Consider the following 13,618-nt stretch of genomic DNA (forward strand, 5'->3'; position numbering starts at 1 on the left):
GTTCTTCAGGCATCATTTCACCTCGCTGTCGTTCCGGAGTTCCGTATGTCGCAGATTCGTTGCCTTGCCTGCCTTGCCTGCGTTGCTGCCCTGCTGTTTTGCGCAACGACGGTGGCCATAGCTGCGGACAAGCCCGTCACGCGTTGTGGCTGGTTCGAGAATCCGACGCCGGGCAATGCATGGCTCAAGGATGCAGACGGTGAGTGGGTCATCGGTATTCAGGGTGGCCATCAGGCCGAGGGTGACTGGCCCGAGTTTGGCAAGCGGCAGTGGGTGCGCACCAATGCGGGCAGCTATGGCTACGGTTGTGCCTGTCTGCGTGTCGTTGCCGATCCGGGCACGCATCAGGTCAGTCGCATCCTCAGCGGTGGCGCTCGCCCGCTGCAACAGTGCAAGCAGGACGCAAAGCTGCGCAAACCGGCTCCGTGAAGCTCACTTTTCTGGGCGGCTACCCGCCCGATCTGCTAGCCCAGACTGCGGACGCGATTCGTCAAGGTACGCTGGGCCCCAGCCTGTTGCGTCGTTACCCCGAGGCGCACGAGGCGCGCAACGACGCTGCCCTGCGAGACTACGTCATGACGTTCAAGAACCAGTACCTGCGCAGTACACCGCCCTTGTCGCACATCGGCTACGACAATCGTCTGCACGTGATACGCAACGCACTGGGCACGCACGCCACCATTTCGCGTGTGCAGGGGGCGAAGCTCAAGTCCAGACGCGAGATCCGCATTGCCAGCCTGTTCCGCACGATGCCCGAGGTTTTCCTGCGCATGATCGTGGTGCACGAGCTTGCTCACCTGCGCGAACGGGACCACGACAAGGCCTTCTACCAGCTGTGTCGCCACATGGCTCCCGACTACCACCAGCTCGAATACGAGCTGCGCGCTTACCTCTGCTGGCTGGAGATCACGGGTGAGGCACTGTGGACCTAGCCGGCTGCAAGCCCCTGGTACGACGAAAGTCTTAGCGTAAATTTGCATTTCAGCCCTCAATTAGTGCTTTGGCCAGTCGATAACCACCTACCGGCTGCCTCTGGCCGGGCTGAGAGCAAAGACAAGACTTCGGATGAGTCACCCGATCATTGCCGTTGATAACTGGCTGAGCAATCAGGCGATGGCGCGCAAATTGCGCGTGCTGATTGCTTTGGGGGTGGCGCTCCTGGTGGTGCTTTCCAGCGTGCTGCTGGCTGGCGCAGCGCGCTGGTGGCAGGGGCGTTCCGCTTCCCGTGCGCTGACTGCCTTGCAGGTCGATCTGGATGCCGAAGTGCGCCTCGCGGCATCGGGTCTGGCACGCCGACTGGAGTCCGTGAGGCGTGATGCCGAGCTGGTCCATAGTCTGGCTGGCGATGCGCCTGCGCAAGATCTCAAGCGTGTACTCGACCGCCTGGACTCTGCGGACGACATCATCATCGTTGCGCAAGACGATCACGGCACACCCCTCGCGGCACGCGGTGTGGTCGTACGCAGCGGTCTGCAGGCGCTGCAATTGGGTTGGCTGGGCGCGCAGGGGCAGTGGGTGAGGCTGGGAGAGCGCCCGATGCTGGCAGTGCGCGCGCCGATATTCCAGGACTCGCCGGGGCAACGCGTCAAGGTGGGATACGTGGCATTGATGTTGCCTCAGCTGCCGGGGCAGATTGAGCGTCTGGCTGCCCGGCAGGGGTTTGCGGCACGTTGGCTCGGCGGTGATGCTGACCCTGCCCCCATGGCAGACGATCTGAGGATGGCCTTGTGGCGCAGCGATGCCCCTGTGCTGGGCGAGCAGGCGTTCGATGAGGGGGATACCCAGCGTGGTGTGTTGCAGAAGTTCGGTAGCGGTGATGAGGTCCTGTCTGGCGCGATCCTGAATCTGCCAACAGGCAGCGGGCCCGTGCCCATGCGCTTGCTGCTGCAACAGAACGCAGGCTGGTTACAGGACGGTCACGCATTCGTCATTGCAGCGCTGCTGGCGCTGGTGACGGCATGCCTGCTGGTGGCGGTTCCGGTGTCTGGTCTCGCACGGCGATACTTCGTGCAACCTTTCGAGCGGCTTGGCGACGCCTTGCGCGGCGACCACAGTGTGCAGCCCACCTCTTCGCCGACGGCGGGAAGCCCGCACAGCGAATTTGACCGCTTGCGCGACATGGCCAATGTGTTGTCGCGCGAAAACCGCGAATTGCGGCACGACAGCGCCTTGTGGAGCAGCGTGTTCCGCCACGCCCGCGAAGCCATCTGCGTGACCGATCCGCAAGGGCGCATCGAGATTGCCAATTCAACATTCCTAAGTTTGTGTGGCCTCGGTGAGGCTGAAACCCTGGGTCAGATTCCTGGCTTCCTCGTGGGGGGCACGGAGGATGCGACGCAGGCGGAAGAGATCTGGATTGCCTTGCGCAAACAGGGGGAGTGGAACGGAGAAGTACGCCATGTGCGCATCGGCGAGGAGTTCCCGGTTTGCGCGGTGTCGATCTTCGCCATTCGCGACGAGCAGGGTGCTGTGCAACACCTCGCGGCGTTCTTCAGTGACAACACCGGTCATCGCGAACAGGAAGCGCGCATCCAGTACCTGGCGCACCACGACACGCTGACAGGGCTGCCCAACCGTGCGCGCTTCATGGAGCGTCTGCGTACGGCGGTGCAGACAGCCGAGCGTGGCGGCAGGATGGTGGCGTTGTTGTTCATCGATCTGGATCGCTTCAAGGTCATCAACGACACGCTGGGTCACGCTGTGGGCGACGAGTTGCTGCGAACGGTGGCGGATCGCCTTGTTCGCACTTGCGAGTCGGGTGAAGTGGTGGCGCGTTCGGGAGGAGACGAGTTCGTCATCATGCTTGATCGCCTGCGTGAGCCCGCAGATGCCCAGCGCGCCGCCGAGCATATTCTTGCCATCATGGCGCCGACCGCGCGCGTGAGCGGGCACGAACTGGCGATCACGCCATCCATCGGCATCGCGGTCTATCCCGAACACGGCATTGATGCCGAAGAGCTGGTGCGCAACGCGGACGTGGCGATGTATTACGCCAAATCCCAGGGGCGCAATAACTGCCAGCTGTTCAGCCCGCGCATGGCCGAACTGGCCGAAGAAAGCCTTTCGCTCGAGCACGCCTTGCGCACGGCGGCGGACCGCGATGAGTTCATTCTCTACTACCAGCCGCAGATCGAAATGGCGACGCGCAAGCTGGTCGGCGTCGAAGCGCTGATCCGCTGGAACAGCCAGCAATTCGGGATGGTGTCTCCCGCCAAGTTCATCCGCATCGCCGAGGAGTGTGGCCTGATCCTGCAGATGGGGGACTGGGTACTGCGCGAGGCGTGCCGTCAGCGTGCAGAGTGGAACCTCGCGGGTGTGGCTGATTTTCCGATCGCGGTGAACGTGTCGGCCCTGCAGTTCCGTCAGCCCGAGTTCATCCGGCGTGTCGAGGAGGCTCTGCAGATCTATGGCATCTCTACCACGCAGCTGGAGCTGGAGCTGACCGAGAGCATCGTCATGCACGAATCCGGCGCCACGGCTGCGGCCCTGCGCCGGCTGCGCGACATGGGGGTGGCACTGTCCATCGACGATTTTGGCACCGGCTACTCCAGCCTCGGCTACCTCAAGCATCTGCCCATCCAGAAGCTCAAGGTCGACGGCGCCTTCGTGCGTGGCATTGAATCCGATAAGGCCGACCGCGCCATCGTGGAGGCCATCGTTTCATTGGGCCGTGCCCTCGATCTCACCCTGGTGGCAGAGGGTGTCGAGCAGCGCAGCACCATCACGGTGCTGAGCAAGCTGGGCTGCCACGTCGCGCAAGGGTACTACTATTGCCGACCGCTTCCGGCGGAAGAGTTCGTGAGCTGGTTCAGCCAGTTCAACGGAGAGGGCAAGCGGCAATTCCAGTCCGCTACCGTTACGCCCGAGGCGCACTGACCGTCCATCCCCGCGTCGCTGGGCCTTGTGGAGTCCTGCTAGAGTGGCTGCCTTTCCAGCAAACTCCTGACAGGAATTCAACGTGGCCTCCAGCCTGCTTGCTCTGCTTGATGACATCATCACCGTTCTCGATGACGTCGCCATCCTCTCCAAGGTTGCTGCCAAGAAGACCGCCGGCGTACTGGGCGACGACCTTGCGCTCAACGCACAGCAGGTCACCGGCGTGCAGGCCGAGCGCGAGTTGCCCGTGGTGTGGGCGGTCGCCAAGGGTTCTTTCCGCAACAAGCTCATCCTCGTCCCGGCCGCGCTGCTGATCAGCTTCGTCGCTCCCTGGGTAATCACGCCCTTGCTGATGATTGGTGGCGCTTACCTCTGTTTCGAGGGCTTCGAGAAGCTTGCGCATCGCTTCCTGCATAGCCATGAGGAAGACAAGTCCGAGCACGATAAGCTCACTGCGGCCCTTGTTGATCCGGCAGTGGATCTGGTGGCGTTCGAGAAGGACAAGATCGGTGGGGCGGTCCGTACGGATTTCGTGCTGTCTGCGGAGATCATCGTCATTGCGCTTGGCACCGTTCAGTCGGCGCCCATCGCGACGCAGATCCTGGTGTTGTCGGCGGTCGCGATTCTGATGACGGTGGGTGTCTACGGCTTCGTAGCGGGCATTGTCAAACTCGATGATCTGGGGCTGCACTGGCTGCGTAGTACTTCTGCAGCGCTGCGTACGCTGGGCGGCGGCCTGCTGGCCTTTGCCCCGTTGCTCATGCGCACCCTGTCTGTCGTGGGTACGGCCGCCATGTTCATGGTGGGTGGTGGCATCCTCAGCCACGGTTTGCCCTTCCTGCACCACGCGGCAGAGACCATGGCGCACAACCTCGCAGGCATTCCCCTTTTGGGTGCCATGGCGGGCATGCTGTTCGATGGCATTGCGGGCGTTGTGGCTGGTGGTGTCGTCCTTGCAGGCGTGACGCTGGTCAACAAGCTGGTCCAGGCTTTCCGCAAGCCCGCTTGAGTGGCTCGTGAAGCAGTCGTCGCAGATCGCTGCGGCGATTGTCGGCAAAAAGATGCGGGAGATGACCTGCAATGAGCTAGGGACCTGCAAACAACAAGGGCCGCATGAGCGGCCCTTGTTTCATTTGATGCCGTAACTGCTGCCTTCAGCTCAGTTACGGGTTTCGACCTGCTGCAGCGGCTCGTCTTCGGCACGTACCGAGGGACGTTCGATGCGACGTCCGAGCTGCACGGGCGGCGTCTGCGGCACGGCTGCCACGGAGGAGCCCGCAGCCGTTTCAACCATCTCCAGCGGCTCGGCTGCGATGAGGGCTGCCAGATCGATGGGTGAGCGCGGCACAGCAGGCGCTGCCGGTTCTTCGATCTTGGCCGCCGCGCGCACGATGCTGGGCTCTCCAGTCACCACGGGCGTTGCAACGGGTTCTGGTGCCACCACGGGAGCAGCCGCTTCCGCGATCACTGCTGGTGAGACTGCGACGGGCTCTGCCGCGACGGGAGCTGCCGGTTCAGCGTGGCTGAAGCCCAGTTCCTGTTGTGCAGCCACCGGTGCGGCCGCTACAACCGGTGCAGCAACCGGGGTGTCATCGGCGAGCATGGTTTCCTTGATCAGCTCATCCAGCGAGCCGCTGTCACCGCTGTCCTGCGTGTGCGGTGCGGCGTCTGCCTGATCGGCAGTGCTTTCTGCATCGACGCCCGACTCCTGGCCTTCTCCATTACGACCTTCACCGCGACCACGACCACCACGTCCACGACGGTTGCGACGGCGACCGCCTTCGCGTTGCTCGCCACCCTGAGTTGCTGGTGCGCCTTCGCCTTCGGTGGCGGTTGCGTTGAGCAGGGCCTCGTCGGTCGTCTGGGCTTCAGCTGCCTGGTTTTCCATCGCCGTCACGGCAGTGGCCTGATCGCGTTGCTGGCGCTGTTCGCGCGGCTGGCGTTCACGGCGCTGGCGCGGCTGCTGGGCCTCGCCGGATGCCTGTGCCGCTGCTTCTGCTGCTGCCGGAGCGGTGTTCTGACGCTGACGTTCGCTGTTGCGTTCGCGCCCCTCGCGTTGCTCGCCACGTTGTTCGCGCTGTTCGCGCGGCTGGCGTTGCTGCTGGCCTTCCTGCGCGCCACGGTTGCGGTCCTGGTTACGCTCCTTGCCGCCTTCGCGCGGGGTACGCTCTTCGCGGCCCTGACGCTCTTCACGCGGCTTGCGCTCTTCGCGACCCTTGCCCTGGCCTTCGCCGCGGCTCTGGCGCTCTTCGCGCGACTTGCGATCACCGCGACGAGCACCTTCGCGGCGGTTGTTGCTTTCGGCCTTGGCTGGGGCGGCAGCTTTCGGCGCCTCTTCGGGGCCGCTCAGCCAGTCGAGGAAGCGACCGAACAGGCCCTTCTTCGGGGCCTCGGCGGCTGCGACAGGCGCTGCAGCGCGCGGTTCGGCAGCAACAGGAGCCGGCTGCTCGGGCGTGATGCTCTTGATGGCTGCTTCCTGACGCGTGTTCTTGGCGTCGAGGTTGGCCGACGGCGGCGTGTAGTTTGCATCGGTCGGCGTGTGGGCCATCTTGTAGCTCGGCAGGACGATGTCTTCCTGGTTGAGCTGGTCGTGGCGCAGGCGGATGACTTCGTGCTGAGGTGTCTCCATGTGACGGTTCGGGATGATCAGCACGTTCACGCGGTGACGCATTTCGATCTTGGCGATGTCAACACGCTTCTCGTTGAGCAGGAAGGTGGCAACATCAACCGGCACCTGGATGTGGATGGCGCCGGTGTTTTCCTTCATCGCTTCCTCTTCGAGGATGCGCAGGATGTGCAGCGCAGCCGATTCGGTGGAGCGGATGTGGCCGGTACCAGTGCAGCGCGGGCAGGTGATGTAGCTGGTCTCGGCGAGGGCCGGGCGCAGGCGCTGGCGCGACAGTTCGAGCAGGCCGAAGCGGCTGATCTTGCCGGTCTGCACGCGGGCGCGGTCGTAACGCAGGGCATCGCGCAGACGGTTCTCGACTTCGCGCTGGTTGCGAGCGTTCTCCATGTCGATGAAGTCGATGACGATGAGGCCACCCAGGTCGCGCAGACGCAGCTGGCGGGCGATTTCGTCAGCCGCTTCGCAGTTGGTGCGCAGCGCGGTTTCCTCGATGTCGCTGCCCTTGGTGGCTCGACCCGAGTTGACGTCGACCGAAACCAGCGCTTCGGTGTGGTCGATGACGATGGCGCCACCGGACGGCAGGTTGACCTGACGCGAGTAGGCCGATTCGATCTGGTGCTCGATCTGGAAGCGCGAGAACAGTGGCACGTCGTCCCGATACCGCTTCACCCGATGCAGGTTGTCCGGCATCACGGTGCCCATGAAGGCGCGTGCCTGTTCGTAGATGTCATCAGTGTCGATGAGGATCTCGCCGATATCAGGCTGGAAGTAGTCGCGCACGGCGCGGATAACGAGGCTGCCTTCCTGATAGATCAGCCCGGCACCCTCGATTTCCTTGGCTGCGCCGTCGATGGCGGTCCACAGTTGCATGAGGTAGTTAAGGTCCCACTGCAGCTCATCGGCGGCGTGACCGATGGCGGCCGTTCGGGCAATCAGGCTCATGCCGTTAGGCACTTCGAGCGAGTCCATGGCTTCGCGCAGTTCGGCGCGGTCGTCACCCTCGACGCGGCGGGACACACCACCGCCACGAGGGTTGTTGGGCATCAGCACGAGGTAGCGGCCGGCCAGCGAGACGAAGGTGGTGAGGGCGGCGCCCTTGTTGCCACGCTCTTCCTTCTCGACCTGGACGATGAGTTCCTGGCCTTCCTTGAGGGCTTCCTTGATGGTGGCGCGGCTGTCAGCGCCTTCGCGGAAGTAGGAGCGGGCGACTTCCTTGAAGGGCAGGAAGCCGTGACGTTCTTCACCGTAGTCGATGAAGGCCGCTTCGAGGCTGGGCTCGATGCGAGTGATCACGCCCTTGTAGATATTGCTCTTGCGTTGTTCCTTGGTGGCCGACTCGATATCGAGGTCGATCAGTTTCTGACCATCCACGATTGCAACGCGCAGTTCTTCGGCCTGCGTTGCGTTGAAAAGCATGCGCTTCATTCTGTTCTCCCGCGCACGTGCGGGCAGAACGACACGACCGCGGCCATTTCAGGCAGCGGTCAGATCTACTTCAGATTGTGGTGACCAACGAGAAAATCATTGTCTGGGCTGAAGGATGGATCGTGGAGCGAAGTCCGTATCGTTCTGGTTACTGCACGCTCCGGCACGGTGGTCGGAGCGCTTTGGATGTTCTGCGACGTGCGCTGTTTCTATGTTTCGTTCAATCACGTGCGGACACGTGGTTTGGGATACCATCGCGGACTTTTGGCCGCGCTGGCCGTCGTTTTCCGTGACTTGTCCTCGCGATCTGTGTGTCAGACAGACCGGGCGCTTGACTCCCGAACCAGCCGGTCGCTTTGGCGACGTGTGCTGCAGTACAGGGCCGGGACAGCTCCTGCCGCATGAACACCCTTTGGGCTTCATCGTGCTGCTGCGCGACAATGGGGTGACGACTGTATGACAATCTTGTCAGGCCATTGGCGCAGTGCCGGTTTGCTTCCTGGGGACGTTCGGTGCTGCAGAGGCCGTCCTGAACAAGCCCATCGGGGCCCGGAGGGACAGCGCGCCGGACTTTCGCCCGGAAAACCACCCGCAGTATATGGGAAGAACGTGACTTTACGCAAAGCAGCAATTGGCGCCGGAAAGCCGGCTTCTTCGCCCCAACCGGCTGTACGCCGGGTGCTGGTGGGTGAGGAAGATGCGGGGCAGCGCATCGACAACTTCTTGCTGCGGGAGTGCAAGGGCGTCCCGAAGAGTCATATCTACCGGATCCTGCGTAGCGGCGAGGTCCGAGTGAATGGCGGTCGGGTCAGCCAAACTTATCGCGTTGTTGCGGGTGACGAGCTGCGTATTCCGCCGGTTCGCCTGTCGGAACGATCTGAAGGGGCCACAGCCGGTGCGCCGCCACGCGAGTTCCCGATCATCTATGAAGACGACTCGTTGCTGGTGATCGACAAGCCCGCAGGGGTGGCTGTCCATGGCGGTAGCGGCGTCAGTTTCGGGGTCATCGAGCAATTGCGGGCACAGCGCCCAACTGCACGCTTTCTTGAGCTTGCGCATCGCCTGGATCGCGAAACCTCAGGCCTGCTGATCATCGGCAAGCGTCGCGCAGCTCTCAACCACGTGCAGGATCAGATGCGTGATGGCAAGGTCGAGAAGCGCTACCTGACCATGGTGCCGGGGCGTTGGATCAACGCTGTGCAGCACGTAAAACTTTCTTTGCACAAATACCTCTTGCCTGATGGCGAGCGCCGCGTGCGTGTCAGCCCCGAAGGCAAGCCTTCGCACAGCATTGTGCGTCTGCAGGCGCGCTGGGAGCGGGCCGGGCAGTATTGCAGCCTGCTGGAAGTGGAGCTCAAGACTGGGCGAACCCACCAGATCCGCGTTCATCTCCAGCATCTGGGCTTCCCGCTGCTGGGCGATGACAAGTATGGTGATTTCGCGCTCAACAAGGCCTTGATGAAAGAAGGCCTGCCCCGCATGTTCCTGCACGCCGCATTGCTGCGTTTCCATCACCCGGTCAGCGGGGTGTTGCTTGAGTTACGCGCACCTTTGTCGGGCGACCTGCAGGCTTATCTGGATATTGTTAACAGGACACACAAGCAGGATGGCACCCCGAAAGTTTGACCTCATCGCCTTCGACTGGGATGGCACGCTGATCGACTCCACCGCCTTGATCGCCACTTCATTACAAGAGGCGGCTCGTGATCTGGGGCTTGCCGTACCTACCCGCGAGGAGGCGTCGCACGTAATCGGATTGGGGCTGATCCAGGCTTTCATGTGGCTCTGGCCGGATCTGGAAGAGGGGCGCCATCCAGCATTGCTGGAGCGTTATCGTTATCACTTTCTCGGGCGCGACAGGGAAATCACCTTGTTCCCCGGTGTGCGCGAGATGCTGGGAGTGCTGCGCGCGCAGGGTTACCTGCTGACCGTTGCAACGGGCAAGGCGCGTCAGGGTCTGATTCGTGCGCTGGAGCAGGCTGAACTTACTGGCTTCTTCGATGCCACCCGTTGTGCAGACGAGACGGCCTCCAAACCTCATCCCATGATGTTGCTGGAGCTCATCGAGGAGTTCGGTGTCGAGCCTGATCGAGTGCTGATGGTGGGTGACACTACGCATGACCTGCAGATGGCGCGCAATGCAGGTACCGCCGCTGTCGCGGTGAGCTGCGGCGCGCACCCTATCAGTGAACTGCAGCGCGAGCCCTCTTTGGCGATTCTTGACGAGGTAGGTGCCTTGCCGAGGTGGTTGGCATGTCACGGCTGATCTGCGAGTCGGCCGCACTTATCGAGGGGGGGGGCGGGGTGCGTTTCTCCGTCGGAATGGCGCACGGCAACGTACCTGCCTTTGTGGTGCGCTTTAAAGGTTTGCCACGCGCTTACCTCAACCAGTGCGGCCATATCGCGGTAGAACTGGACTGGCAGGAGGGGCGGTTCTTTGATGATGCAGGGATATACTTGGTTTGCGCCACACACGGCGCCCTGTACGAGGCCGATACGGGCCGTTGCGCTGGCGGACCCTGCCGCGGGAACGGGCTGCAGCCACTGCGTGTCGAAGAGCGTGACGGGAATGTCTATCTGATCGAATCCAACGAGAGCCAAAGCACATGAGTGACGAGCAGGAGTTCGCAGGTAATGCAGTAAGTGCTGCGAGCGCACAGAGCAGCAAGTCTGATCCGGGGTGGGAACGCAACGTACTTGAGAAGCTCGCTTTCGAGAGCCTGCGCGAGCAGCGTCGCCGTCGTCGTTGGGGCATCTTCTTCAAGGCGCTCGGCTTTGCGTATTTCGGCTTCATCCTGTTCATGGTGTGGGGCGGCGGAGGCAAGGCAGACAAGGAAGGCAAGGGCGGCGAACATACGGCACTAGTGCAGATTGAAGGTCCCATCGCTCCAGGAGCCGATGCCAGTGCAGAGAACGTCATCGACGCGCTGAGATCCGCTTTTGAGGACAATGGGACGCGCGGCGTCATCCTCCGCATCAACAGCCCCGGTGGCAGCCCCGTGCAGTCCGGCATCATCAACGACGAGATTGCTCGTCTGCGCAAGGCGCATGCGGACATTCCGCTTTACGTCGTTGTTGAAGACATCTGCGCCTCGGGCGGCTATTACATCGCTGTGGCGGGTGACAAGATCTTTGTCGACAAGGCCAGCATCGTCGGTTCCATCGGCGTACGCATGGACGGCTTCGGGTTTACCGAAGCGATGAAGAAACTGGGAGTCGAACGCCGTCTGCTTACAGCAGGCGAGAACAAAGCGCTGCTGGACCCTTTCTCTCCCGAAGTGCCACGCCATGTCGAGCATGCCAAGAGCATGCTTGCCGAGATTCACCAACAGTTTATCGACGTGGTGCGCAAGGGACGTGGCAACCGTCTCAAGGAGACTCCCGAGATGTTCTCAGGCCTTTTCTGGTCTGGCGCCAAGAGTATCGAGCTCGGACTCGCCGATGGTTATGGCACGGTGGATTCGGTCGCGCGTGAGGTGATCAAGGCGCCCGAAGTGCGTGACTACACGGCCCGTGAAAACATTGCCGAGCGCTTCGCCAAGCGTTTTGGTGCCAGCGTCATGTCCGGTATAACCGGCGGTGCAGACGAGGTTCGCTGGCGCTGACTTGGGGTAAACACCAAGGCAAAAAGGCCCTGTTTTCAGGGCCTTGCGTATTGATTCAGCCATTCGCATGGCTTATCGTCACGCACAGCAAGCGCGGGTTGCTTTTGTGTCGTGTACGCCTGACGCCACTTTCCGGTGGATCGCCATCCAGTGTTCGCACTGCTTCCGGTTCGTTTGCTTCGGAAGGGCTGAGTAATCAGCCCGTGTGTTCTACTGAGAGTAAGGATGTTTTGTATGGCAACAGGTATTGTCAAATGGTTCAACGATGCAAAGGGCTTCGGCTTCATCACTCCTGACGGTGGTGGTGAAGATCTCTTCGCGCATTTTTCCGAAATCCAAGGCAACGGTTTCCGTTCCCTGAAGGAAGGTCAGCGCGTCGAGTTTGAAGTGAAGCAAGGCCCCAAGGGCCAGCAAGCTTCGACGATCAAGCCGCTCTGATTGGTATCTGGTAAAGAAAAAGGCAGACCCTCGGGTCTGCCTTTTTTGTTTGTGTGCCAGCCGTCAGGCATTGGTTACGACGATGTTCTTGACCTGCTCGACGCTGACATCGACCAGCAGTGAGCGTTGCGGCAGTGTTTCGATGTTGTCGAAGGCCTCGGGCCGCCAGGGCTTCTGTCCAAGCGCTTCCAGAATGGTTTCCTCGAACTTGGCGGGCAATGCTGTTTCCAGCACCACCAGGGGCACACCAGCCTCGCGGTGTTCCAGGCCGACCTTGAGGCCATCCGCTGTATGTGGATCGATCATGACGCCGTACTTCTCCTGCGTGCTGCGGATCGTTGCGAGGCGATGGCCGTGCGTGCTACGACCGGATACAAAGCCGTATTCCTCGATGCGGGGGAAGTAAGGCGTGCCCGACAGATCGAAGGCGCCGCCCTTATCGACGGATGCCCAAAGCTCGCGCACGACGGCGGGATCGCGTCCGACCAGATCGAAGATGAAGCGCTCGAAGTTCGACGCTTTGGAGATGTCCATCGACGGACTCGATGTCTGTAGCGTCTCGACTGTGCCGCGCGGACGATAGACGCCGGTGCGGAAGAATTCGTCGAGCACGTCGTTCTCGTTTGTGGCGAGGATCAGCTTGCGGATCGGCAAGCCCATCATGCGTGCAATGTGACCTGCGCAGATGTTGCCGAAGTTGCCGGAGGGCACCGAGAAAGAGACCGCTTCGTCATTCGACTTCGTCGCAGCGAAGTAACCCTTGAAGTAATACACGACCTGCGCAACGACACGCGCCCAGTTGATCGAGTTGACCGTACCGATGCGGTACCGAGTCTTGAAGTCGAGATCGTTGGAGACAGCCTTGACGATGTCCTGTGCGTCATCGAACACACCGCGCACCGCAATGTTGAAGATGTTGGGATCCTGCAGCGAGAACATCTGCGCCGTCTGGAAAGCGCTCATCTTGCCGTGCGGCGAGAGCATGAAGACCTTGACGCCCTTTTTTCCGCGCATCGCGTACTCGGCGGACGAGCCTGTGTCGCCCGAGGTCGCGCCGAGGATGTTGAGCTGTTCCCCCGTCTTGGCCAGCGCGTACTCGAACAGGTTGCCGAGCAACTGCATGGCCATGTCCTTGAACGCCAGCGTCGGGCCGTTCGACAGTTCCTGCAGGAACAGGCCGGGCTCGATCTCGCGCAGCGGTGTGATGGCTTCTGCATTGGAATCGGGGCGGCCGTTGCAATACACCTGAGCGGTGTAAGTCTTGTCTACGAGCGCCCTCAGGTCGGCTGCAGGGATGTCGTCGGCAAACTTCGACAGCACGGAAAAAGCCAGCTCTCGGTAGTTCATGTCTCGCATTGCAGCGAGCTCTTCTGCGCTGAGCTGCGGATACTGGACGGGCAGCGAGAGGCCACCATCTTCCATGAGGCCGCCGAGCAGGATCTGCGTGAATGTTTTTTGCGGCGCCCTGCCGCGCGTGGAGAGGTATTGCATGTGATGAGTTCTGTAAAATAACTACTTAGCCACATTCGTTCGTGCGACACATTTGAAGCGCAGGGTGGCTTCAGGCCAACCGCCCAAAGGGCGAGCTTGTTTAGAGTCAACGGACAAGGTTTCGACAACCAAACCCTTGGCCGAGCAGAATTCAGTT

At 61.7% G+C, this 13,618-nt stretch carries 11 protein-coding genes; 9 read left to right on the forward strand and 2 right to left on the reverse strand.

Annotation, left to right across the window (positions count from 1 at the left end; translation table 11 throughout):
• The first annotated feature begins 45 nt into the window (after positions 1–45).
• The 4 genes from ABEA02_RS01480 (at position 46) to ABEA02_RS01495 (ending at position 4,885) form a co-directional block, all read left to right on the forward strand.
• Complete coding sequence (locus tag ABEA02_RS01480) at positions 46–429, forward strand: DUF4087 domain-containing protein (protein WP_345531051.1); 384 nt, start codon at positions 46–48, stop codon at positions 427–429.
• Positions 426–932: a M48 metallopeptidase family protein gene (locus ABEA02_RS01485; protein WP_345531052.1), complete on the forward strand. Its 507-nt coding sequence runs from the start codon at positions 426–428 to the stop codon at positions 930–932. The genes ABEA02_RS01480 and ABEA02_RS01485 overlap by 4 nt, the downstream gene beginning before the upstream one ends.
• Positions 933–1,065: 133 nt before the next feature.
• Entirely contained in the window at positions 1,066–3,876 is a 2,811-nt protein-coding gene (locus ABEA02_RS01490; protein WP_345531053.1) for a putative bifunctional diguanylate cyclase/phosphodiesterase, read from the forward strand.
• Between the two features lie 82 nt (positions 3,877–3,958).
• On the forward strand, positions 3,959–4,885 hold the full coding sequence (locus tag ABEA02_RS01495) for a DUF808 domain-containing protein (protein ID WP_345531054.1): 927 nt from the start codon (positions 3,959–3,961) through the stop codon (positions 4,883–4,885).
• Between the two features lie 150 nt (positions 4,886–5,035).
• Here the strand turns inward: ABEA02_RS01495 and ABEA02_RS01500 are convergent, their stop codons facing one another.
• Complete coding sequence (locus tag ABEA02_RS01500) at positions 5,036–7,927, reverse strand: Rne/Rng family ribonuclease (protein WP_345531055.1); 2,892 nt, start codon at positions 7,925–7,927, stop codon at positions 5,036–5,038.
• A gap of 609 nt (positions 7,928–8,536) precedes the next feature.
• Here ABEA02_RS01500 and ABEA02_RS01505 point away from each other — a divergent pair.
• The 5 genes from ABEA02_RS01505 (at position 8,537) to ABEA02_RS01525 (ending at position 11,970) form a co-directional block, all read left to right on the forward strand.
• Complete coding sequence (locus ABEA02_RS01505; RefSeq protein WP_425584646.1) at positions 8,537–9,553, forward strand: RluA family pseudouridine synthase; 1,017 nt, start codon at positions 8,537–8,539, stop codon at positions 9,551–9,553.
• On the forward strand, positions 9,534–10,193 hold the full coding sequence (locus ABEA02_RS01510) for an HAD-IA family hydrolase (RefSeq protein WP_345531056.1): 660 nt from the start codon (positions 9,534–9,536) through the stop codon (positions 10,191–10,193). Before ABEA02_RS01505 ends, ABEA02_RS01510 begins: the two co-directional genes overlap by 20 nt.
• Entirely contained in the window at positions 10,181–10,537 is a 357-nt protein-coding gene (locus ABEA02_RS01515; protein ID WP_345531057.1) for a Rieske (2Fe-2S) protein, read from the forward strand. The genes ABEA02_RS01510 and ABEA02_RS01515 overlap by 13 nt, the downstream gene beginning before the upstream one ends.
• On the forward strand, positions 10,534–11,532 hold the full coding sequence (locus tag ABEA02_RS01520) for a S49 family peptidase (protein ID WP_345531058.1): 999 nt from the start codon (positions 10,534–10,536) through the stop codon (positions 11,530–11,532). The genes ABEA02_RS01515 and ABEA02_RS01520 overlap by 4 nt, the downstream gene beginning before the upstream one ends.
• Positions 11,533–11,766: 234 nt before the next feature.
• Positions 11,767–11,970, forward strand: a complete 204-nt coding sequence (locus tag ABEA02_RS01525; RefSeq protein ID WP_345531059.1) for a cold-shock protein — start codon at positions 11,767–11,769, stop codon at positions 11,968–11,970.
• A gap of 63 nt (positions 11,971–12,033) precedes the next feature.
• Here the strand turns inward: ABEA02_RS01525 and thrC are convergent, their stop codons facing one another.
• Positions 12,034–13,461: a threonine synthase gene (gene thrC, locus ABEA02_RS01530; protein ID WP_345531060.1), complete on the reverse strand. Its 1,428-nt coding sequence runs from the start codon at positions 13,459–13,461 to the stop codon at positions 12,034–12,036.
• Positions 13,462–13,618 lie beyond the last annotated feature (157 nt).

It is taken from the genome of Viridibacterium curvum (assembly GCF_039544165.1).
Classification (GTDB): Bacteria; Pseudomonadota; Gammaproteobacteria; order Burkholderiales; family Rhodocyclaceae; genus Viridibacterium; species Viridibacterium curvum.